Origin of the sequence: Orenia metallireducens (assembly GCF_001693735.1) — a bacterium.
Classification (GTDB): Bacteria; Bacillota; Halanaerobiia; order Halobacteroidales; family Halobacteroidaceae; genus Orenia; species Orenia metallireducens.
This window is the reverse complement of the sequence record NZ_LWDV01000009.1, coordinates 677,210-699,842: the sequence shown is the minus strand read 5'-3', so window position 1 is coordinate 699,842 and position 22,633 is coordinate 677,210. Positions and strand designations below refer to the sequence as shown.

Below are 22,633 nucleotides of genomic sequence, written 5' to 3'. Positions count from 1 at the left end.
ATCTTTTTTATCTATTTAGGTTATAATGAATATATATTCGTCAAAAATATAGCTAATAATATATATACGTATTATTTCTAAATTGATAAATTATTTTAGTACCTTTTTTTCAGTTTTTAGATTATAATACAAATCCATAAATTAGGATTAACTATAATAGATAATGTTATACAATAAATATTCTTAATTTAAAACTGCATGATGAGTGGGACAATAAAAATTAAAATTTGGCGAAGGGTTATCTTTTCAAAACCGAAGAGATTTCTCTGAGGAAGTACTCTTGGGGTGAATCTACATGAATTAGTATTAATAAATAATTAAAAGAACCCCTTAAAACTTATAAATATTTTAAGATTGTATCTTTTTACTGCTCTTATTCGTGGTTTCTTATTATTTCAAGACTACTTCCTCAGTCGACAAAAAAAGTCTTCTTCAGAGCGTTTGTGTTAATTAATCTGAGGCTACTTTGTTTTTATTCCACTTTAGATTTGGTGAGTATATATAGAAGAATTTTTGGAGTAAATTAACATATGAGGCTGATTTGAATATAATAATGTATATCAAATTAGAGGAAGGAGTGATTTTGTGGGTGACTATCGTCGTTATCAGCAACCACCACGCCGTGGTAGATGTCCTAGAGGAGCAAGGGAATATATAGTTAGAGCAGGGGATACATTTTATTCAATAGCAGGATACTTTAATACAACAGTTGATGAATTAATGAGATTGAATCCAGATATTAACCCAGATAGACTTAGAGCTGGTCAAATTATCTGTGTTCCAGCAAGAGGACGAAGAAGAGGATCTTGTCCATACTATTAAACTGAGATTAGAAGGAAATTTAACTAGAATAACATTGAATTTAGGAGGCTAGATCAAAATAAGCAATAAACTGCTTATCTAAATTAACAAGTGGTTTATTGCTTATTAATTTTCAATTATGATGGATATATTTTAGAGTTTAGAGATTAATAATTATAAAAAATTTCTGTTTTATGTTTAGAGTTTTGTTTGTTTTTTAATTCTGTTAATAGTTCTTTAGTAAATCCACCTAATTTATAGTTATCAATTTCATCTAAGTCTACCCAGTTATATTCTTGTGCTTCCTCATTCAATGTTACACTATATGAATCGGTTTTACATATATAGTCGATGAATATGAAGTGCTTTTGCTTATGAAAATTATCACTATAAATGCTTTCTTTTAAGCTTATTAATTTGATATCATATATTTCTAATCCTGTTTCTTCTAATATTTCTCGTTTTAAAGCATCTTCCATGCTCTCGCCTAATTCGATGTGTCCACCAGGAATTACATACTTATTATCCCACTTGTGAGATTTACAAAGAAGTATCTTGTTATCAGGATTAAAGATAATAGCTCCAACAGTAGGCTCAGGATATTGCATTAAATCACTCCTCTTTTAAGTTAATAAAATATAATCACTAATAGAGTAAGGGGACTTTTAATTCCATATATATTTCTTACACTTACTTAATAATTAAAGTCCCCAGTAATGGTTAGAACCTTAAATAACCCTAATATTAGCTTTAAAGGATAATAAGAGATAATTCCTAATCCAATACCTAATAATCCAAAAATGATTGGAGCAAGAAAAAAAGAAGCTATTCTTACCGAAATTCCTTGGAAAGTAGTAAATCCAAGTGTAGTTTTAACAGGTAGCTTTAATAAACTACCTAGCAAGGCTATACTTCCAATAATTGTATCGAAAGATGAATAAATAAGAGCAGATAATTTAATCAGGGATTGAAAGGATATTTTTTTAATCGATATCTTATTCAATGGCTGATTCCTCCTTTGACTTTTATTAATATTAGAATTTATACTATGTACTAGTAAGATAGAGTAGGGGAGTATATTAGCTAAATTTAGTATTTATATTTAACATCCTATCTGACATTATGATTTTCTTCTTTATTTATATTAAATTAGCGATTATATAATACTCATAGCATTTATGACGTCGTTATCATGATAAAAGATCTCGAAGGGTAGAGGGTGTTTACTTTTTAATATATTAGATGAAGTATTTTAGTATCCTAAATCTTCATCAACTATAATAATTTTAATTCTGTCTTTTTTAAGCTGTCTCTTTATTATTGTGATATTATTACATATTCTGTCCTTTGAATTACAGTCTACACAATATCCAGCTTTGGTACATGGAGTATTTTTATTAAGTCTTTTTGCATCAATAGGGGCTGCTATATTCTTAACTCTCTTTTCAGCTTCTTCTAAATCTTTAACTACTTTATTTCTGCTAGCTACAATTATTGTGCTTCTAAAATTTATATCAATACTCCCCAACTAACTTCCCATCTTTATCATACAACCTAGCAGGATCACCATCGTTATTCCAAATATAACTGTCTGTCCACTTTAGATTATTAGGACCACTTTTAGCATTTTTACCACTCGTTATTTTGATAATAGCACCTGCCTTAATAATGGTAGCAGGAGGGAAGATAAAACTTTGTCCTCCTTTAACACTGACTAGCTTCCAGCCTGAGATATCTATAGTACTTTCATGTGTATTCTGAATCTTTACTATCTCTTTTTTAAGGTCTACACTTGCTATCCGTATCTTGCTACCTGAGTTATTATTAGTATCAGTCATAGCAATAGGAACGGTATTAAACTTGATTTTCTTACCATCACTAATAGCTAGAATAGTACCTTGTCTATCGGTACGATAGATTTTTACGCCATGTAGGTTAAGTCTATTTATAATTATTGGGTCAGGATGACCATATTTATTATCTTGACCAACTGAGATAATCGCATATTTAGGATTTATTTTTCTTAAGAATAGGGCGGTAGTAGAAGACGCACTGCCATGATGCCCAACCTTTAATATATTAGAATGAAGGTCAACCCCTAAAGCCAGTATCTCATGCTCAGAATCAACCTCAGCATCTCCTGTGAATAAGAAGGAGGTATCTTGATAGGTGACCTTAATTACAGCAGACCAATTATTAAGCTCGTGATAATTAGTTCCTATTGGAGCGATAATATCAACTTTTAAATTATTATTAGAGATTAAATTTAGCCCAGCTCTAGCGGGGGTAATGGATAAGTTCTTTCTTTTAGCTGCTAATAAAACATCTTTAAAGGTCTTAGTAGTGTGAGTAACCTTAGGCATATATATCTTAGATATATTGAGGCTAGAGATTACATTATCTAAGCCACCAATGTGGTCTTCGTGAGGGTGGGTTCCAATAAGGTAATCAATCTTACTAATATTTAAGTTTCTGATATAGTTAACTATCAAGTTACCAGCATCATTATTGCCAGCATCTATTAGCATATTCTCTCCATTGGGAAGCTCAACTAGGGTAGAGTCAGCTTGTCCTACATCAATAAAATGAATTTTGAGTATCTGTTCCTGGGCAAAGGAGAGAGTAGGGATGAATAGGGCTAATAATATAAAGATTAATATGATTGGTAGAATTGTGTTTTTTAATTTTGACAGTGTTATGACCTCCTTAATTAGGTATAATGGAATCTTTAGCTTACTCTTTACTTTTCCATATCATTAAATACTCTTTCTCATTTAAATCTTTATCGATTAATTCTTGCTCTATTGTAAATCCATTTGTAGAATAGAATTTATAAGCTCTATTATTTTTCTGGAAAACTTTTAATTCTATATATTCTTTATCTTCTTTAACATAGTCTAATAACCTTTTTCCATAACCCCTACTTTGAAATCTACTATCAACAAATAATGCTGCAAGATAGTTATCTACCATTGAGATAAATCCTCTTAATTGATTAGCTTCCTCTATGATATAAGTATCTGATAATGGGATATATTCTTCTTTCATATCCTGCTGTGATGCTTTCCAATATTCTTTATCGATAAAATCATGTGCTTTTAAGGATACTTCATACCAGAGCTGAACTATTTTATTGATATCATCCTTAGTGCTTTTTCTTATCATCAGATCATCTTCCTTTCCTTAAAGCTAAGAACTTCAGTTTCTTTTCTATTCTATATTGTTAGTTAGGAAAAGTTTATCATTATACGCCATCGCATAAGTAAATATTTTAAATATTTAAACTGCTTGATAGATACTTATTATTTGATACCAAAAGTCTATCACTAGATACTTTACTCAATCTTTTTGTCAAATTTGGATGTGTAGAAGAAACTTCTGATAACCAAATCCAAAATCCTCTTTCTTCTTTAGATTGATTAATTATCTCTTCTAAATTGATCTTCTTATACATCTTTTTTCCTACTCCTAGAACTAAAAGTCCAAAGATTGCTCCATCTGGTGCTAATTGAACAGCTATTTGGTCACATGTATATTCACAAGCTCTAGAATAGGCTGAACCTAAGAAAGGTATAAACATAGCTGGAGATAATAAGTATCGCCACTTCAAATGTTTCCTTTTAAGGTGTGCTAACTCATGTGCTACAACAAATCTAACTGCTGCTTCACCTTCTTCATATGCTAATTCTAATACATCAGAATAGATAATAACAAAATCTCTTCCCAAAAATCTAGTTGCAAATGCATTTAACAGTCCACCAGCTTCTAGAATATAAATTGAAGGTGTTCTTTCTAAGCCTAACTGTTTTGATAGTTGTTCAGCTGTTTGATAGATTTCAGGAAATTGTTTGTTTGAAACTCTTATGCCATTTCCTCTAATATGTCCAACATATAAACCATGAGAGACAAAACCCATCATACCAAACAGAAATAAATAAAAAATCCCAATAATTGAAAAAACTAACCCTACATATATAAGTAAACTGATGACAAGCATTAAAATAAAATACAATTTTTCCTTCGGATTAACTTCAAATCTCATAATTAATTCTCCTTTAGGTTTATTTTAATATCATTAAAATTGCGATGGCGTATAACTTATATTTGTTACATTAGTGCCTCATAATCAAGATAATGATATTTAAGGCATTAATATCATAGAGATCTTATATTTTTAAAAGGTAGGGAGTTAATTTAATATAATTTCTATATTATACTACAATTTTCGCGATTAAGTCAAAATAAAAACCTCAATGTATTATTATCTAAAATAATGAGCTTTTTAGATTCCACCCTCAAATTCAATACTATAATCATCTACTTGTGATAAGTAGCCAGCTGTAGTTACATTAAATGGCTTAGTTTGATTATTGGCAAAATTATTGATGTGTATATAACTAGTTCCAATAGGGGAACCTGAATTATTGTATAATCTAATTATAAAAGTAGTTAATTGATAGTCTTTACCAGTTTGATTAGTTAATTTTCCACTAATATTAATTCTGCCATTATTTCCTCTTAGTTTGATAGCTCTATAGACGAATCCAGGGCTTATAATCTTTTCATCTTTATCATCTGGTAGGTCATTGGATATAGATTCCTTGGATATCCATCCTTCAACTTTTACCTTAATCCATTTGTCAGTTGAACCTATTATCTCAACTTGAGTATTTTTAGGAAGAGTAGCTATAGCTCTTCCATTTGGTTCAATTCTTAATTTCTCTTGGTTTACTTTGATAAAGAAGAGTTGCTTAGCCCAAGCTGTTAGTGTTAGCAATAGAATAAAAAGAATTATAGAGAAGATTATCTTCTTTTTAATGTTAATCACTCCTTAATATTAGTTATCATTATATTTATTAAATTTCATCAAATATTCTAACTACCAAGTTAAAACCTTCTGGTTTATCAGTGGAGTTTTCTCTTAATTTACCATTAATTAAAAGTCTACTGATTATAGTTTTATCTCTGGTATCTCTACTATACTTTACTAAAGCAGTCTTACCCTTCTCTACAGTAAAAGAATGTGATCATGCTAAAGTGACATCTTCCAAGGTTACTTCTTCTACATTTTCATCATAATAGTAATACCTATAGCATTTGTTTTTATTATCTCATATTTAACCTTATATTCTGATAAACTACTAGATGATGAATAACTACATCATTAACAAATAAGCTTAAAGTTAAAATAAGCAAAATTAAAAATATTCTTTTCATTTAAATCATCTTTCAATTTTTAGTCTCTAGATAAATTTAGTTAAATTATATATGTTATAATATCATAGAGTTATGATAGTTTTAAAGGAAGTAGGGGAAATTTTAACGGGTTATCTAGGTATTATACTATAATTATTGGCTATTGAGTAGAGAATATCCTGCGTTTAAAGATATTAATACTCCTAAATTTTAATTAAGGATACGTATATCTAAAAGCAGAAAAGAAGCTGAAGAAACTAAAGTAAAGTAGCCATACAGGCTTATGTAGCTTAGATGCCAGCAAACCTATAAATCTAATTCTCCAATCTTTAAAATTCTCTCTTATAAATCATCCTCCTTAATAGTTTAATCTAGTAAATATAAAGACCTAATAATAAAAATTCTATTCCTAATAAAATTATAATAAAATCTAATACCCATAATTTATTACAACTGTTTTCTATCAAATTAATGAATTTTTTGATATCCCATAAGTCTGAACAAACAAATCTTAAAAAGACTGAATAACATGATTATACCAATTAGTGAACTATAAGAAAAGTCTTTTATTTATGAAAAATATGCTACCATATTAATTAATATGATAGCATATAAATCGGTACTCACAAGTTAATCTTAGGAATAGAATCTAGCATCTCTTGCCATAGCAAATCTTTCACACTCCTGGGCACAGTTATAACAGACTCTACTACAATGTTGTGAGGGCTGATCAGGGAATTTAGCACATTCTCTGCTACAAGCCATACAGATATCTGCACACAATTCTGCTATATCTCTAGCAAAATAGCTATCTCTAGCAATATATTTGGCAGTTAAGGCACAGATATCTGCACAATCTCTCAATAGTTCCAACTGTCTAATTCTTGTTTGAAAATTTGGTCTTCTCATAACATAACTAGTCATATCTTCACAAATCATTTCACAATCTTGTATAGTTGTTAATAAACGAGTTAGGTCTCTGTGCAAAGTAATACCCCCTCTCTTATTGTATAATCATTACATTATTATTATATTTAGGAAAGATATGGTTGGTGATTAAGAAATTAAATTTAAAATGTTATTAATTTACCTTAGAATAACTATTGGAAATTAGATCACAAATTAACAATATTAGGTTCTGCTTCATATGATATATTAAATTGAGAGAAAAGGGGGGGATAAGTAATGGGTGACTATGGTGATAATCAATTTATTTGGATAATTATTCTATTATTCTTCTTAATGCCTTTATTTGAGTAGATATAATTATTTGCAATAGTATCTTTCTTGAAGTAGATAATATCTAATGCCCCCGTTAAATTTATCGGGGGTTTTATAAATTATAAAGGTTGGAGTGTATTACTAGAAAGAAATTCTTGACAAATGTTAAAAATGTTATTGTAATAAGGAGGATATGAGATCCCAAAAGGTGCTTGAAGAATTTGATGATTTTTTAAAGGCTTAGCAAAATACCGATGGCTATTTTGCTAAACATGAAGAAAAGAACGGTCAAGATTAATCAGGATATTGATCTATATTTAGACCTTGAGCAGGAGAGCCGATTACTTATCGTCATGATAGTGAACGTAAGCTCTATTTAATTGTAATCTAAGTGAAGGGGACAGTTAAAGATAAGAGAGAAGTTTAAGCTGAATATAGGTACTGAAACAGGTACAGAGTTTATGCTAATTGATCTAGTTTAGAGCTAAGGCTTAATAATTAGTTATTTTTTAAATTTATAATTTCTTGAAGAATTTCTATCAGAATTGAAGTGACTTCTGTAACATAATGTGGTTCGAAATTAAGGTAATTAAAGCAAAAGCTACTATAGAAACTAATGCCAAGGTCAATATTATCTTATTACCTATACTCTTTATGGTGAGATTATGACACTTTAATACTAAAACACTTTATTTATAAAATTATATTTGAATTTGATTTTGGAACTACAAACCTATATAAGCTGCTATTAGTAAATTTTAAAGAGGTCTGTTAGGGAGATAAAGAAACTTATAATTTGCCAATTATCTCCGACTCTATGGTGTTTGACAAAGGCTTATTTATCTAATGAAATTAACAATAAACCCCTTAATAATGAGGTAAAAAGATGGGAATTAAGATTAGAGATATTGCTAATAAATTAGGAGACTGGTTTTAAGGAATAGTAAGGGGATTGGAGATGAGCTTAAACCTAAGATAAAGAGATTTGTGAAGATTATAAAGTCAACTTACATAGTTAAATTTTACCCTTAGTTACCTCTATTTACCTAAGCTTTTTCTCTAAAAAAGAGTTATAATTGTAGTAGATATTTTATAATCTATATTTGTTTCTACTTAATTATAATCAAACTTTAGAGAGGATGTTAACAATTAAGAGATTAGTCGCAGTTCTTTTAATAGCAATATTTATAGCAGGATTCTCTGGTATAAGTTATGCTTTAAATAGTCCAGGTGTAGTACAAAATCATGGAGTCATTACAGGAATGCTGGTCAGTGATTATGGACTTAAATTAAGTGGTGAGTATGGTCTTAGTCCTAAACTAGCATTGATAGGTACAATGGGAGATCCAATCTCAAGATTAGGAGCAAAGTATGAAATTAATAATAACTTTGCATTGCTAGGTGGAGTTACTGAGAATAGTCCTTTTATTGGAATCAATGGTTCACATAAGATTAATAATGATATTACTGGAGTTTATGAACTTAATCTATCTGAAAGAAGGAGTGATTTATCTTTAATGTATGAACTGGGATTGAAGATAAATTTAGATACAAAGGTAGATTTAAGAGCAGGAATATTAGGGCTTATTGAAGATGATCATTATCATTTTCATACTTTAGAGGTTGGAGTAGGTTATAAGTTTTAATAACTACAATAGTTAACTTTAAAAGCATCCTTAAATTTAAGGATGCTTTTTCTCTTTATATTGATTACAACTCTAATTTTTTAATTGGATTATCATATATATTAATAAAGAAAGGAGTGATAATTGATTGTGAATGAACATTTTGAAAAAGCCTTTCAAAAAGTCTTAAGATTTGAAGGAAAGTACTCTGATGATGAGGATGATTATGGAGGTAAGACTAAATATGGAATCTCTAAGAGTGTGGCTAGAAAGAATGGCTATCAGGGAGATATGAAGGCTTTAAGCCTAAATCAAGCCAAAGAGATTTATTATCAAAACTATTGGATTAATCTAAATTATCATGAGATTGAACATATAGATATTGCTATCGAATGCTTTGAGCAGGCGGTAAATATTGGTCCTAAGAGGGCAACTTCTAATTTACAGCGTGCTTATAATTTATTAGCTACTGAAGAGATTACAGTTGATGGTATTGTTGGACCTAATACCTTAAGTGGAGTTAATAACTCTCCTTATATTTTTGAATTATTACAATTACTTAATATCTTACAAGGAGAAAGGTATATCTCTATCTGTGAAGCAGATAATAGTCAAAAGAAGTTCATTCGAGGGTGGCTAAAGAGGACCTTATTATAAAGAATCTAAAATATGGGAGACATAAAATAACCATTAAATTTAATGGTTATTTTATCTAAATAGCAGCTGAACTAGTCTTTCTCTTTTCTTTAATCTCATTATTAATTCCAATTATTCCTACAATAACATTGTTATCTTTAATTGGTGATAATGATGTATTAAAATAATAGGTTTTTTGATTGAAATCTGACCATTCAAACTTGAATTTAACAGTTTCACCTTTTAATACTCTAGTGTAGTTATTTAGATAAAATTATAAGTTATATACTTTACCTTTGATTTCATCTAAATTTTTACCAAGTATTCCTTCTATATTAATATTCTGCTCTTTAAACCATCGTCCCTGGCAATTAATAATCTTTCCATTTCGATTTAATATAAATACTATATCACCTAAATCCTCAATGCCTGACTATGAGTTAGTAACGGTATTAAGTTTATCAAACTGAAATTGTTTATAGAAAAAATAAAAGAGGAAGAATAATAGCCAATCTGCTAAATAGGACCAACCAAGATTCCAAAAATTATAATGGTACATATGACCTGTATAGATATGAATAGCTTCAATACTTAGGGTAATGGTTGTCCAACTTAAAATGTATTTAAAAAGATTCTTAAAGTTTTTTTCTTTAGGTAGCCATTGGATAAAGAGGTATGTAGAAACTATATAAATTCCTAAATCATCAAAGATTACTAAAAGTTCTTTTGCAATAATATTATCATTATAATCCCATAACTTATAAAAATCCATGATATTATCAGTAATTGAACCAAGCAACCCTGCAAAGATAGCTGTTGGAAATAACTCTCGCCATCGTTTCTTGTCAGCAAATATCAACCAGATAATCCAGACTAGAGTAAAACGTCCTATAAAGAACATAAGATTCACCTACCAAATATATTTGAATCAAACTTTATTATTTTCAATCTGTTAAAAATTATACTATATAATTTGGAGTATCCTTTTCAGTAAATTCCTTGCTTAATTATGATAATATGGCTGTTTAATGAATAAATTTAAATTAAGAATTATTTTACGGAATAAGGAAGTGGCAAAGTGATCATTAGAATAGAGAGGTATAAGATATATTTGGTGTTATTATTAATTTATATAATCTTCTTCCTGCCAAATAAATTAAATATGAGTAACACCATTTTATCAACAGAACCGATTGCTCAAAAGAGGGTAATAGTCATAGACCCAGGTCATGGAGGAATAGATGGTGGAACTAGCCATGGAGGAGTTTTAGAGAAAGATATTAATTTAGCTATAGGATTGGAATTAAGGGATTACATAGAGAATAATAGTAATACTAGAGTGATTATGACTCGAGAAGAGGATATATCTCTAGATCATCTTAATAAGTATTCAAGTAGTCGCCATACAAGGGATTTGCGGGCTAGATTAGATATCATCAATCAAGAAGCAGTAGATTTATTTATCAGTCTACATGTTGATCATCGTATTGGTCAGACTTGGCAGAGGGGGGCCACTGTTCTTTATTATCCACGCCATCGTCAAAATAAGAGAATAGCTAAGATAATGCAGAAGCATCTTAATCAGTTAGAGTATCAAGGTATTAAGAATAAAAATCATCAAATTAAGAAGAGAAGGGATCTTTATATCTTAAAGGCAAAGAATACTCCTGGTGTTTTAATTGAAGTAGGGTTTATTACAAACCAACAGGATAGATACTTACTACAACAAGTAAATTATCGAAGATTTTTAGTAAAGGCAATCTATCAAGGAATAGAGGAGTATTTCTCTACTTTTCAATTTCTAGATGGAGAATAGTCTTAAAGTTAATAAAATAGTATCATAGGTTAAAGGGTTAGGGGGTGTCATTGTGAGTGAGTTTCAAAAAAGGTACCTCAAATATATTATTTTACCTATCTTCCTTATTGCAGTGATGATAACTCTGTTTATCGAAGGTAATCAACTCTTAGCGGCAAAGGGATTGATGGAGATTCCTCAAGAGAAGGGAATTTCAGCTCAATTGAGAGTTAAAGTACGAAACTTCTTGTTGTATTCTAAGATTAGCCATCTAGTTGCTAGTGTGATAGATAATAAAAACTATCTAAGGCGTAGAGATTTGGAGGAGAGGGTAGTTACTTTTTTAAAGGGAAGCCAATTTTCAAAGTTAAATATTGATAAGAGCAGCTTGATAAGTGATGTTGGATATAAGGATGGTAGGATTTATCTTAATCTATCAAATAAGATCTACAAGTTAAATGTCTTTGAACACTTCTTAGTTATTGAATCTTTAGTGAAATTATTTGCTGATATATCAGGAGTAGAGGATATACAGTTTTTGATTAGTGGTCATAAGGGTAAATTATCATCTCATTTAGATATTATTAGACCGATTAAGATAAGAAAGGATGATGCCAAGATAGCAATTATTATTGATGACTTTGGTAATAGGGCTGAAGGAACCGATGAGATTCTAAAGTTAAAGCAGAGGATTACCTGTGCTATCATCCCTTTTAAAGATGATTCTACAGAAGAAGGGGAATATGCTCAGAAGTTAGGACTTGATGTGATTATCCATCTACCAATGGAGTCTGAATTAGATAGACCAAATTGGATGGGAGTAAAACCAATTATGACTACCTTATCTGATAAGGAGATCAGATTAAGGATGGAAGAGGCTATAGCAGATATTCCCAATGCTATTGGATTTAATAATCATACTGGTGGTAAAGCAACTGCTGATAAAAGGGTGATGAGGATTCTTTTGGAGGTAGCTAAAGAGAAGGGGTTAATAGCTATAGATAGTCGAACAACTCCTAAGACTGTAGTAGCCCAAGTAGGAGAAGATGTAGGTGTTAAAGTTTTAGAAAGGGATATATTCTTAGATCATAAGAAGGATTATGGATATATCAGAGAGGCTATGCTTAATCTAACTGGCATAGCTATTCGTTATGGTAGTGCTATAGGAATAGGTCATGTAGGTCCCCATGGAGGAAATGTGACGGCTTTAGTTTTAAAAAATTTATTGGAACCCATTGAAGAATCTGGGGTTGAGTTTGTAGGAATTAGCAGTTTAATCAATAATAAGTGATAAGTAACCAAACAAGATATTACTTGTCACTTTAAGTATAATATTCAAATTTAAGTAGCAGATATAATTAACTTTAAATATTATATAGTATCTCATAAAAAGGAGGTACTATAGATGCATCCTAGAGATGAAAAGTTATTAGAATTATTAATGATTTTGCAGAAAAAAGGAGATGTTTGTGTTACAGTAATCTCAGGAGTAGAGTGCTGTAAATATACAGGAGTAATAGATCAAATATTCGATGACTGTTATCTTGTCTTAGATAGTGGTAAAGGGGTTAAAATCTATGTTCCCATAGATTGTATATATAAGATTATATATTATATTGATGATCATCAACTATGTATTTTTGAGAGGAATTAGATCGCTTATATAATTAAACAAATTTATACCTGTGACCAGTGTGGTTAGCTTTTTTGTTTATTCTTTAGTATAATATTAACATTGTCTATTGGTTAAGTTTTAATATAGAGAGTAGCTGTTAATTGGTATATTGCGACACTTTTCACACCTCATCCCCAACCCTTCTCCTACTCTTAGGAGAAGAGAGAAAAGTAAAAGAGAAAGAGTTTCCCCTCTCATTAGTTAAGGAGAGACTGGTTGTGTACGAAGAGTAATTGAACTGTATTACTCGTAGGGGGATTAAGGGGGTGAGGTGTGAGGTTTTGAACTTAATTTTTAACTATAAAAGTGTCGCAATATCTTTATATTATATCAATTTTATTAGCAGAAGACATAATACCAATAAATCTATTATTAAAAATAGGGAGGTTAATTATGATAAGTATAGACAAATTATTAAATATCGATATTGACAGTTATCTCATATTTTGAAAATAATTCAATCTCTTTATCAGAGATAGGGATTAAATCTGATAAGATAGCAAGTGAATTTGCTGGGTATAAGATAATTCACCTATCGGATTTGCATGATAAATCTTTTGGTAGAGATCAGAAGTACTTGGTCAAGATAGTCAAAGAGAACCACCCTGATTTAATTGTCTTTATGGTGATATAATTGATGCAAGAAGATATAATGAAGAGATAAGTATGAAATTGGTTGAAGAGATTGTTAAATTATCACCAGTTTATTATGTAACAGGAAATCACGAATGGAGATCAGGGAGGTTTTCTTCTCTAGAAGAGAGGCTGAAGAGTTCTGGAGTAAAGGTCTTAAGGAATGAGGCTAAGGTTATCACAGAGGGAAGTGCAGAGATGATTAATGTAGGAATAGATGATCCTATATTTAATGTAGATAGAGGTACAGAGGATAACTTAGAAAGGGCTTTAGGAGGAAGTGATGAGGATAAGTTTAGACTCTTATTAGCCCACAGCCCAGAACTCTTTGGTTTATATAGTGATAAGGTTGTAGATTTGATATTTTCAGGACATGCCCATGGGGGTCAATTTAGAATTCCCTTTATTGGAGGTCTTCTTGCACCCAATCAGGGCTCCTTTCCTAAGTACTCAGCAGTTAAATATCAACAAGGGAAATCTACAATGATTGTCAGTAGAGGGTTAGGCAATAGTCTATTTCCACAAAGATTATTTAATCGTCCTGAGGTAATGGTTGTTAGGTTAGTAAAAAGTAAGAACTAAGAAATTATGATATCTCTTGCAAAGAAAAATAGAAAATTATATCATATTAAGGTAAGCCATGATTAAAAGTTTGATGTTAAATTTATTAATATTAAATTATAGAAAGGAACTATAACTATGATTCGTATTTCTGATATAAAGATATCAATTGAAGAGGATAAGAGCAAGATTGAAGAAGAGATATTAAAGAGGCTCAAAATAAGTAAAAATGAATTAATCGATTATAAGATCTATAAAGAGTCTATCGATGCTAGAAAGAGGGACAAGGTCTATTTTGTCTATACTGTTGATGTTCAATTAAAGGAAGAAGATGTAATTTTAAATAGGTTAAATGATAATAAGATTAAAAAGAGTCCCGACATGGAGTATAAGTATGTAGAGATTGGAGATAGAGGCTTGAATCACCGTCCAGTGGTTATAGGTACAGGTCCATCTGGTCTATTTTCAGCTTTGCTCTTAGCAGAGATGGGCTATAATCCTCTAGTCTTAGAGAGGGGAAAGATAGTAGAAGAGCGTAGTAAAGATGTTCAGAATTTTTGGAAGAGTAGAGAATTAAACCCTGAATCAAATGTGCAGTTTGGTGAAGGGGGAGCAGGGACCTTCTCTGATGGTAAATTGACTACTCGAATTAAAGATTTACGATGTAGAAAGGTATTAGCAGAGTTGATTGAAGCTGGTGCTCCTGCAGAGATTATGTATAAGAATAAAGCGCATGTAGGGACAGATATACTACAAGGTGTAGTTAAGAATATAAGGGAGAAGATTATAGCCTTAGGTGGAGAGGTTCTTTTTGAAAGTAAGGTTACTGAGATTTTAATAGAAGATAATCAAGTTAAAGGGGTTATAGTTAATGATAATGAGAAGATTCAAGCAGATATAGTTATCTTGGCTATTGGTCATAGTGCTAGAGATACCTTTAAAATGATCTATCAAAAGGGTGTTGAGATTAAGCAGAAGTCTTTCTCTATTGGAGTTAGAATAGAGCATCCTCAAGGCTTGATTGATCAGACTCAATATGGTCAATTTGCAGGTCATCCTAAGCTGGGAGTGGCCGATTATAGTTTATCCCATCAATGTTCAAATGGTAGGGCGGCTTATACCTTCTGCATGTGCCCAGGTGGAGAAGTAGTAGCTGCTGCTTCTGAAGCAGGAATGTTAGTTACTAATGGTATGAGTGAATATAATAGAGATAAAGCAAATGCTAACAGTGCTTTATTGGTAGGTGTAGATTCAGCAGACTTTGGTAGTGAACACCCTTTGGCAGGTGTAGAGTTCCAACGGAGATGGGAGCAGAGAGCTTTTGAAGTTGGAGGAAGAAATTATACTGCTCCAGCCCAATTGGTAGGGGATTTCTTAGCAAGTCGACCTTCTGATAAATGGGGAGAGGTTAAGCCATCTTATGCTCCAGAGGTGACTATGACAGATTTAAGTCTGTGTCTTCCAGAGTATGTTGTTGAGACCATTAAAGAAGCCTTACCTAAGCTAGGAGAGAAATTAAAAGGATTTGCTATGGATGATGCAGTAATGACTGGAGTAGAGACCAGAAGTTCATCACCAATTAGAATTATTAGAAGTAGAGAGTATGAGAGTAATATTGGTGGATTATACCCTGCTGGAGAAGGAGCGGGTTATGCTGGAGGAATTATGTCAGCAGCAGTAGATGGTATTAGGGTAGCTGAAGCAGTTATTAGTAAATATAATAGGGAAATAAAGAATAAATAAAAAAAACTTGGGATTCTTATCCCAAGTTTTTAATAATCTACTTTTAAGGCAATAGTAGCACCACTGGCTGAACCAGAAGTTGTACCCATATACTTGTACCCAATTTCTGCTTTGAAGTTTCCTTTGATGATAACTTCTATACCAACTTGTCCGTCAAAGCCCCAACTATTATGGGCAAGGTCGGTAGTTAGATTCATATTTGAGAAGACATTATAGTTCTCCCAGCGTGAACGGCTTAGTAATCCTATCATTAAATATGTTCTATTTACATGCTCACTAGCAGTGTCGTCTTCATAACTTACTTTGCTATCCCCACGTAAGTTTCTTAAACCAATCTGTAAAGCATTCAATGAATCTGGATTAACAAATAATGGATGGGTAGGTATGTATTGATACATAACCTCTAAAATCGGACCTACAGCATAAAAATTATTGTCAGTAGTCCCAGTACTAGTATTATCCTTAGAACCTTTCATTTGATAATAGTAAGGAGCAAGGTAGTTTAAAGCTTGACTACTGTCGTCAGTATCGGTTAGTCGTAGATTAATAGATGACTGTCTATTAATTCCAAATCCTACTAAAAAGGATTGTAAATCGTATTTTGGGTCTGGTTTAAAGGTTTCTAACTTAAAGGTATGTTTTCCAGTTCCGGTAGTGAAGGTTGCGTAAGAAGTACTGCTAGAAATTATTATTAGTGCAAAGGCTAATAACAGAATTAATTTCTTGTTCATGATAAATCCCCTTTCTGTAATGTCATCAAATTTACGTTAAAAATTACCTTGATATTATAATTATTATGAACATAATTATCCTCAATTTGCTGAAAAGATGCTATGGACATGCTATTGGCTCTGTAATTAATAGTATTCTATAATTAATCAGGATATCCTTCTTATAATAATAAAATTGATTATAAAATCATAAATTTGATAAAAGCAGGAAATTAAATGTTAAATATAGAATAGATATATTAGCTATAATTTGAGATTAGGAGGAGTATTTAAATGAAGAAGATTATTTTATTTTTAGCAGTATTTGTACTAATTCTAAGCAGTAGTACAATGGCTTCAACTTTAAATTTAGGAGCAGATGTCTATAGGTTTCAAATGACCAATTTTCACTCTGGTGAAGGTGATTTTATTCAAGTAAATTTAGGTTATGGTGTAGATAAGTATACCGGTTATGGTATCTCTATTATAGCACCTTATGATCAGCCTGATAAACAATCAATAGCTGAGTTAGAGTATCAGTTTATTCCACAAAGTAAAAGGGATGCTAGAAAGAAATTTAATTATTCCTTTAAGCTAGGGGGGGTAAGTGGAACTATGGCTGATTCCAGCAAATCAGGGTTAAAGGCAGGTTTTATTATTGAACGGGAGCTTGAGGAGAAGCTAGTATATTTAGATCTTGATATGATTGCTGGATCAAGTACTATATTTGATGGAGAGCTAGGATTTTGTGGAGAGGTTTCCGAAGGAATCCTAGGGGTTATTGGATTTAAGGTAGTAGCTAGTAATGATGAAGAGTTTAGTACAGCTACTGGTGTAAATTATGGTATTAAGATAGATTTTTAAGGTGGATATTGGAATAGTGTGAGTGATTAGTGAGGTGTGAGAGACTTTAACAATATTATTTCACACTTGTACTGACACTGACACTTTTTTATGTGGTTTATAATAATTTGATTTTGATTGGTTATCATAAGGATATAATTGAAAATTATATTCATTACTTTATGCAGGAGTTTTTAATTCTTTAGAAAATAATATATAAATATGAAATTTTTGATAATATTGAGGAGGGTTAAGATGGATTATTTTATAAGAGAGAAAGTAAGTGATATTTTAGCAAAAAGAGTAAAAGAGACCTCTGACGTAACAGTATTAGGTTGGGTTAGAACCAAGAGGGTATCTAAGAATATTGCCTTTATAGAAATTAATGATGGAAGTACATTAAAGAATCTACAGGTTGTAATTTTAAATCCTGATGAATTTGAAGTATTATCTGAGATTAATACAGGTACTAGCTTGAAGGTTGTGGGATACCTTGAAGAGGTTGAAGGTAGAGAGCAGAGTGTTGAGATGAAAGCAGAGAAGGTTGAAATAATAGGTGATTGTCCTTCTGATTATGAACTCCAAAAGAAGCGCCATTCCTTTGAATATTTAAGAGAGATTGCTCATTTAAGACCAAGGACCAATACCTTTGGTGTAATGAATAGGTTTAGAAGCAAGATGTCATATGCTGTACATAAGTTCTTTCAAGAGAGGGGCTTTAATTATATCCATACCCCAATTATTACTGCCAATGATACTGAAGGGGCAGGAGAGTTATTTAGAGTGACTAATTTTGATTTATCAAAGATCCCCTTAACAGATAAAAGTGAAGTTGACTTTAGCCAAGACTTCTTCAATGATGAGACGGGTTTGACTGTTAGTGGACAGTTAGAGGCAGAAGTTTTAGCTACTGCCTTAGGTGATGTTTATACTTTTGGACCTACCTTTAGAGCAGAAAACTCCAATACCACTCGTCATGCTGCTGAGTTTTGGATGATTGAGCCAGAGATGGCATTTTGTGATTTGGAAGAGAATATGCAGGTAATTGAAGAATTTTTGAAGTATTTATTTAACTATGCTTTAGAAGAGTGTGCAGAAGAGATGGCCTTCTTTGACAGATGGATTGCTGAAGATAATCGTATTGAAAATTTAAAAGAGATTATTAATAGTGATTTTGCTCAGATTACTTATACTAAGGCTGTAGAAATTTTAAAGGAAGCTGATAAAGAGTTTGATTATGAGGTAGAATGGGGTATTGATTTACAAACAGAGCATGAGAGATATTTGACAGAAGAGCATTTTAATAAGCCAGTAATGGTTACAGATTATCCAAGGGATATCAAAGCTTTTTATATGAGATTAAATGATGATAAGAAGACTGTTAGGGCTGTTGATTGTCTAGTACCAGGTGTAGGTGAGATTGTAGGAGGAAGTCAGCGTGAAGAGCGTTATGATGTATTGGTTGAGATGATGGAAGAGGATGGGATGGAATTAGAGAAGTATGATTGGTTCTTAGACTTAAGAAAGTATGGTACTGTTCCTCACTCTGGATTTGGTTTAGGCTTTGAAAGGATATTAATGTATATTTCGGGAATGAAGAATATTCGTGATGTAATCTCTTTCCCACGAACTCCAGGTAACGCTAAATTTTAAGATTTGATTAAAGGCGCCAACAAGGCGCCTTTTTACATTTGACCTAGTATTTTAATTACTATTACTTGACAAATCAGAGATATTTTTTTATAATATTATTAGCACTCGATGAAGGTGAGTGCTAATAATAAGGCGGGTATTTTTAATAATATCCGATTAACAAAAGGTAATTGTGGTTAAAATATTACTATAAAATTAATTGAGGAGGTAGATATTAATGTTTGACCTAATGCCTTTTGACAAAAGACAAGATAAGAATAATGGTTTGATGGAGAGGTATTTTAACTTTCCACACTCTAGTTTCTTTAATGATTTTATGGATATGAAGGGTGTTAACTTTAAAACAGATATCAAAGAAAAAGAAGATAGTTACATTCTAGAAGCTGAATTGCCTGGGTTAGAGAAGGAGAATATTATAATTGAAACTGAGAAGGATTATTTAACAATTAAAGTAAATAAAGAAGAAAATTTTGAAGAGGAAAAGGATAATTTTCTACATCGTGAAAGAAGAACAGGAAGTTATCAGAGAAGCTTTAGATTCAATAATGTTGATATCGAAAATATTAAGGCAGAATATAATAATGGAATTTTAGAAATTAACTTACCTAAACTGGAGAAAGAGAAACCTAGAAGAAAGAGAATTGATATCAACTAAGGTAAGTAAAGAGTGATGGGTGATAAGTGACAAGTTAAGTTCAAAGCTGATTGTTTGTCACTCTTAACTTGTCACTATCTATATATAAATGGGGTGATTTTATGAAGACAGATAACTTTACAATTAAAGCTCAAGAGGCTTTAGTAGAGGCTCAACATTTAGCAGAGGATAATAACAACCAAGAGGTTTATCCAGCTCATTTATTACTGGCATTACTGAAGCAAGATCAGGGAATAGTCAGACCGATATTAGAGAAGTTAGAGGTTGATTTAGATTCTCTAGAAGGAGATTTGCAACAATTAATGGAGAGGTTGCCTAAGGTCTATTCTGATGATATTCAACTATATAGCTCTCAGGAGTTAAGTAGAGCCCTACGGAGGGCAAGAAAAGAGGCAGAGAACCTTGATGATGAGTATATTTCTACAGAACATTTCTTGCTGGCAATTTTAGCTGAAAAGAATGATAAAGCAGCTCAATTATTAAAAGGTTATCAATTAACTGTAAAAAATATTCAAAGTATAATCAAAGAGATTAGAGGGGGAGAGAAGATAACTAGCCAAAGTGCTGAAGGTCAATATCGAGCTTTAGATAATTATACGATAGATTTAACTGAATTGGCACGTAAAGGTAAGTTAGATCCAGTAATTGGGCGTGATGAGAAGATTAGAAGGATTATGCAGGTCTTATCTAGACGGCGTAAGAATAACCCAGTGTTGATTGGTGATCCTGGCGTTGGTAAGACAGCTATTGTAGAAGGGTTAGCCCAACGGATTATCAATGGTGATATTCCCGAAGGCTTACGTGATAAACGGGTAATCTCTTTAGATATGGGTTCATTAGTAGCAGGTGCTAAGTACCGAGGAGAATTTGAAGAACGGTTAAAGAGTGTTTTAAAAGAGGTTAATAAGGCTAATGGAGAGATTATCCTATTTATTGATGAGATGCATACCTTAGTAGGTGCTGGAGCTACAGAAGGGGCAATGGATGCGGCTAACTTACTTAAGCCAGCCCTTGCTCGGGGAGAATTGCGCTGTATCGGGGCTACAACCTTAAATGAATATAAGAAGCATATTGAGAAGGATGCTGCTTTAGAGCGTAGATTCCAACCGATTGTAATTGATGAACCTACAGTTGAAGATACTATCTCTATCTTAAGGGGTTTAAAAGAGAAATATGAAATTCATCATGGGGTTAAGATTCAGGACAATGCCCTTGTTTCAGCTGCTAAGCTCTCTGACAGATACTTAACAGAACGTTTCCTACCAGATAAAGCGATAGATTTAGTTGACGAAGCTGCCTCTAAATTAAGAATAGAAATTGACTCTATGCCTGCTGAAATTGATGAGTTAGACCGTAAATTAAGAAGGCTAGAAATTGAGAAGGAGGCTTTAAGAAAAGAAGAGGACTCTGTCTCTAAAGAGCGACTAACGAATATTGAAGAAGAGATAGGAGAATTAAAGGATAAAATAAATCCTCTTAAGGCAAAATGGATTAATGAAAAGGAGATTATTCAAAGGATACAGGATTTGAAGGAAGAGATAGAAGAGACTAAAATAGAAGCAGAAGCAGCTGAAAGGGATGCTGATTATGAGAAGGCTGCTCGCTTAAAGTATGGAAAATTACATGATTTAAGTACGAAGTTAGCAGAAGCAAATGCTAAAGCTCAAGGATTAAAACAGGAGAGGAATCTATTGAAAGAAGAGGTTAGTTCTGAGGATATAGCTGAGATAATTGCTTCTTGGACTGATATTCCTGTAACTAAAGTAATGGAGGGTGAGAAGCATAAGTTGATCCATCTAGAGGAGGAGTTAAGTAGAAGGGTAGTCGGTCAAACTGATGCTATTGAAGCTGTTAGTAATGCAATTCGCCGTTCCCGTACAGGCTTACAAGATGAAGACCGTCCTTTAGGATCCTTCTTATTTATGGGACCAACAGGGGTTGGTAAGACAGAGTTAGCCAAGACTTTAGCTGAATATCTCTTTGATGATGAAAAAGCCATAGTTCGTTTAGATATGTCTGAGTATATGGAACGTCATGCTGTGGCTAAATTAATCGGTTCTCCTCCAGGATATGTTGGTTTTGAAGAGGGAGGTCAATTGACAGAGAAGATTAGGAGAAAGCCTTATTCTGTAGTCTTACTTGATGAGGTGGAGAAGGCCCATCCAGATGTCTTTAATATCCTATTACAGGTCTTAGATGATGGTATCTTAACTGATAGTCAAGGCAAAGAGGTTGACTTTAGAAATACAGTAATTATTATGACCTCAAATATCGGTTCACAGTATATCCAAGATATTAATGACCGAGAGATGATGGAGGATAAAGTCAGAGAAGCTGTCAAAGCTCATTTCCGTCCAGAGTTTATCAACCGAATTGATGAACAGATAATCTTCCATGCTTTAGATGAAGAGCATATTAAAGAGATTATTGATATTCATTTAGGATATTTAGCAGAGAAGCTAGCAAAGCAGAGTTTGGAGCTTGAATTGACTGACAAGGCAAAAGCAGAAATTGCTCAGTTAGGTTATGATCCTGCCTATGGAGCAAGACCTTTACAGCGAGTTATTCAAAGATACATCAAAGATAAGCTAGCATTAAAGCTCTTAGAAGGTGATATTGATGAAGGTGATAAGGTTGTGGTAGACTATGATGGTGAGTTTATTGTTAGTAAAAAATGATATTCATAGAAAAGACCGAGGATATCCTCGGTCTTTTCTATGAATTAATATATTCTACTAGTTGAAGTTCAATATTGATGGTTAATGGGTATATTACGACACTTTTCACACCTCATCCCCAACCCTTCTCCTACTCTTAGGAGAAGGGAGAAAAGTAAAAGAGAAAGAGTTTCCCCTTTCATTAATTAAGGAGAGACTGGTTGTGTAC

Annotated in this window: 20 protein-coding genes and 2 pseudogenes; 12 read left to right on the top strand and 10 right to left on the bottom strand. The window is 32.0% G+C overall.

Going from position 1 to position 22,633, the window contains the following annotated elements; translation table 11 throughout:
• Positions 1-585 precede the first annotated feature (585 nt).
• Entirely contained in the window at positions 586-822 is a 237-nt protein-coding gene (locus tag U472_RS11335; RefSeq protein WP_068718537.1) for a LysM peptidoglycan-binding domain-containing protein, read from the top strand.
• A 146-nt stretch (positions 823-968) separates the two neighbouring features.
• Here the strand turns inward: U472_RS11335 and U472_RS11330 are convergent, their stop codons facing one another.
• The 8 genes and pseudogenes from U472_RS11330 to U472_RS11295 all read right to left on the bottom strand — a co-directional run bounded on the left by U472_RS11330 (position 969) and on the right by U472_RS11295 (position 6,984).
• Positions 969-1,409, bottom strand: coding sequence for an NUDIX domain-containing protein (locus tag U472_RS11330; RefSeq protein ID WP_068718535.1), 441 nt, complete (start codon positions 1,407-1,409; stop codon positions 969-971).
• Positions 1,410-1,495: 86 nt separating this feature from the next.
• Positions 1,496-1,804: a hypothetical protein gene (locus U472_RS11325; protein ID WP_068718533.1), complete on the bottom strand. Its 309-nt coding sequence runs from the start codon at positions 1,802-1,804 to the stop codon at positions 1,496-1,498.
• Between the two features lie 249 nt (positions 1,805-2,053).
• Positions 2,054-2,290 (bottom strand): annotated as a pseudogene (locus U472_RS11320) (LUD domain-containing protein); the annotation flags it as partial.
• 25 nt (positions 2,291-2,315) lie between these two features.
• Positions 2,316-3,383 carry an MBL fold metallo-hydrolase gene (locus tag U472_RS11315; protein ID WP_281201111.1) on the bottom strand — a complete coding sequence of 356 codons (1,068 nt, stop codon included), beginning with the start codon at positions 3,381-3,383 and terminating at the stop codon, positions 2,316-2,318.
• Positions 3,384-3,534: 151 nt separating this feature from the next.
• The gene (locus U472_RS11310; RefSeq protein ID WP_068718530.1) at positions 3,535-3,966 is read right to left on the bottom strand and encodes an N-acetyltransferase; all 432 of its coding nucleotides are present in this window, start codon (positions 3,964-3,966) and stop codon (positions 3,535-3,537) included.
• A gap of 106 nt (positions 3,967-4,072) precedes the next feature.
• Positions 4,073-4,843 carry a M48 family metallopeptidase gene (locus U472_RS11305; RefSeq protein WP_068718528.1) on the bottom strand — a complete coding sequence of 257 codons (771 nt, stop codon included), beginning with the start codon at positions 4,841-4,843 and terminating at the stop codon, positions 4,073-4,075.
• A gap of 240 nt (positions 4,844-5,083) precedes the next feature.
• Positions 5,084-5,629, bottom strand: coding sequence for an FxLYD domain-containing protein (locus U472_RS11300; RefSeq protein WP_141677980.1), 546 nt, complete (start codon positions 5,627-5,629; stop codon positions 5,084-5,086).
• Positions 5,630-6,633: 1,004 nt separating this feature from the next.
• Positions 6,634-6,984 carry a four-helix bundle copper-binding protein gene (locus U472_RS11295; RefSeq protein ID WP_218059069.1) on the bottom strand — a complete coding sequence of 117 codons (351 nt, stop codon included), beginning with the start codon at positions 6,982-6,984 and terminating at the stop codon, positions 6,634-6,636.
• Positions 6,985-8,357: 1,373 nt separating this feature from the next.
• Here U472_RS11295 and U472_RS11290 point away from each other — a divergent pair.
• Together U472_RS11290 and U472_RS11285 are read left to right on the top strand one after the other, a co-directional pair.
• Positions 8,358-8,864 (top strand): outer membrane beta-barrel protein, encoded by a 507-nt coding sequence (locus U472_RS11290; protein ID WP_068718524.1) that lies wholly within the window; start codon positions 8,358-8,360, stop codon positions 8,862-8,864.
• A gap of 129 nt (positions 8,865-8,993) precedes the next feature.
• Entirely contained in the window at positions 8,994-9,500 is a 507-nt protein-coding gene (locus tag U472_RS11285) for a glycoside hydrolase family 108 protein (protein ID WP_068718522.1), read from the top strand.
• A 412-nt stretch (positions 9,501-9,912) separates the two neighbouring features.
• Here the strand turns inward: U472_RS11285 and U472_RS11280 are convergent, their stop codons facing one another.
• Positions 9,913-10,380 carry a CBO0543 family protein gene (locus U472_RS11280; RefSeq protein ID WP_068718520.1) on the bottom strand — a complete coding sequence of 156 codons (468 nt, stop codon included), beginning with the start codon at positions 10,378-10,380 and terminating at the stop codon, positions 9,913-9,915.
• Positions 10,381-10,557: 177 nt separating this feature from the next.
• Between U472_RS11280 and U472_RS11275 the strand changes: the two genes are divergently transcribed.
• The 5 genes and pseudogenes from U472_RS11275 (at position 10,558) to U472_RS11255 (ending at position 15,886) form a co-directional block, all read left to right on the top strand.
• The gene (locus U472_RS11275) at positions 10,558-11,295 is read left to right on the top strand and encodes an N-acetylmuramoyl-L-alanine amidase family protein (RefSeq protein WP_068718518.1); all 738 of its coding nucleotides are present in this window, start codon (positions 10,558-10,560) and stop codon (positions 11,293-11,295) included.
• Between the two features lie 52 nt (positions 11,296-11,347).
• Entirely contained in the window at positions 11,348-12,565 is a 1,218-nt protein-coding gene (locus U472_RS11270; protein WP_245684790.1) for a divergent polysaccharide deacetylase family protein, read from the top strand.
• Positions 12,566-12,679: 114 nt separating this feature from the next.
• On the top strand, positions 12,680-12,928 hold the full coding sequence (locus tag U472_RS11265; protein WP_068718514.1) for a hypothetical protein: 249 nt from the start codon (positions 12,680-12,682) through the stop codon (positions 12,926-12,928).
• Positions 12,929-13,367: 439 nt separating this feature from the next.
• Positions 13,368-14,164, top strand: a pseudogene (locus U472_RS11260) (metallophosphoesterase).
• A 117-nt stretch (positions 14,165-14,281) separates the two neighbouring features.
• Positions 14,282-15,886, top strand: a complete 1,605-nt coding sequence (locus tag U472_RS11255; RefSeq protein WP_068718512.1) for an NAD(P)/FAD-dependent oxidoreductase — start codon at positions 14,282-14,284, stop codon at positions 15,884-15,886.
• Positions 15,887-15,915: 29 nt separating this feature from the next.
• Here the strand turns inward: U472_RS11255 and U472_RS11250 are convergent, their stop codons facing one another.
• Positions 15,916-16,617, bottom strand: a complete 702-nt coding sequence (locus U472_RS11250; RefSeq protein ID WP_068718510.1) for a hypothetical protein — start codon at positions 16,615-16,617, stop codon at positions 15,916-15,918.
• Between the two features lie 273 nt (positions 16,618-16,890).
• On the opposite strand from U472_RS11250, the gene U472_RS11245 reads away from it, so the two are divergent.
• From U472_RS11245 to clpB, 4 genes are all read left to right on the top strand, one after another.
• Complete coding sequence (locus tag U472_RS11245) at positions 16,891-17,460, top strand: hypothetical protein (RefSeq protein WP_068718508.1); 570 nt, start codon at positions 16,891-16,893, stop codon at positions 17,458-17,460.
• Positions 17,461-17,694: 234 nt separating this feature from the next.
• Positions 17,695-19,092 carry an asparagine--tRNA ligase gene (gene asnS / locus U472_RS11240; RefSeq protein ID WP_068718506.1) on the top strand — a complete coding sequence of 466 codons (1,398 nt, stop codon included), beginning with the start codon at positions 17,695-17,697 and terminating at the stop codon, positions 19,090-19,092.
• 217 nt (positions 19,093-19,309) lie between these two features.
• Positions 19,310-19,747 carry an Hsp20/alpha crystallin family protein gene (locus tag U472_RS11235; RefSeq protein WP_068718504.1) on the top strand — a complete coding sequence of 146 codons (438 nt, stop codon included), beginning with the start codon at positions 19,310-19,312 and terminating at the stop codon, positions 19,745-19,747.
• Between the two features lie 101 nt (positions 19,748-19,848).
• The gene (gene clpB / locus U472_RS11230) at positions 19,849-22,425 is read left to right on the top strand and encodes an ATP-dependent chaperone ClpB (RefSeq protein WP_068718502.1); all 2,577 of its coding nucleotides are present in this window, start codon (positions 19,849-19,851) and stop codon (positions 22,423-22,425) included.
• Positions 22,426-22,633: the final 208 nt, after the last annotated feature.

Excerpts from the sequence above, each read along its gene's own strand:
- U472_RS11330 (WP_068718535.1), bottom strand. The coding sequence starts at position 1,409 with ATGCAATATCCTGAGCCTACTGTTGGAGCTATTATCTTTAATCCTGAT.
- U472_RS11310 (WP_068718530.1), bottom strand. The coding sequence starts at position 3,966 with ATGATAAGAAAAAGCACTAAGGATGATATCAATAAAATAGTTCAGCTC.
- U472_RS11305 (WP_068718528.1), bottom strand. The coding sequence starts at position 4,843 with ATGAGATTTGAAGTTAATCCGAAGGAAAAATTGTATTTTATTTTAATG.
- U472_RS11290 (WP_068718524.1), top strand. The coding sequence starts at position 8,358 with ATGTTAACAATTAAGAGATTAGTCGCAGTTCTTTTAATAGCAATATTT.
- U472_RS11280 (WP_068718520.1), bottom strand. The coding sequence starts at position 10,380 with ATGTTCTTTATAGGACGTTTTACTCTAGTCTGGATTATCTGGTTGATA.
- U472_RS11265 (WP_068718514.1), top strand. The coding sequence starts at position 12,680 with ATGCATCCTAGAGATGAAAAGTTATTAGAATTATTAATGATTTTGCAG.
- U472_RS11255 (WP_068718512.1), top strand. The coding sequence starts at position 14,282 with ATGATTCGTATTTCTGATATAAAGATATCAATTGAAGAGGATAAGAGC.
- U472_RS11250 (WP_068718510.1), bottom strand. The coding sequence starts at position 16,617 with ATGAACAAGAAATTAATTCTGTTATTAGCCTTTGCACTAATAATAATT.
- U472_RS11245 (WP_068718508.1), top strand. The coding sequence starts at position 16,891 with ATGAAGAAGATTATTTTATTTTTAGCAGTATTTGTACTAATTCTAAGC.
- asnS (WP_068718506.1), top strand. The coding sequence starts at position 17,695 with ATGGATTATTTTATAAGAGAGAAAGTAAGTGATATTTTAGCAAAAAGA.
- U472_RS11235 (WP_068718504.1), top strand. The coding sequence starts at position 19,310 with ATGTTTGACCTAATGCCTTTTGACAAAAGACAAGATAAGAATAATGGT.
- clpB (WP_068718502.1), top strand. The coding sequence starts at position 19,849 with ATGAAGACAGATAACTTTACAATTAAAGCTCAAGAGGCTTTAGTAGAG.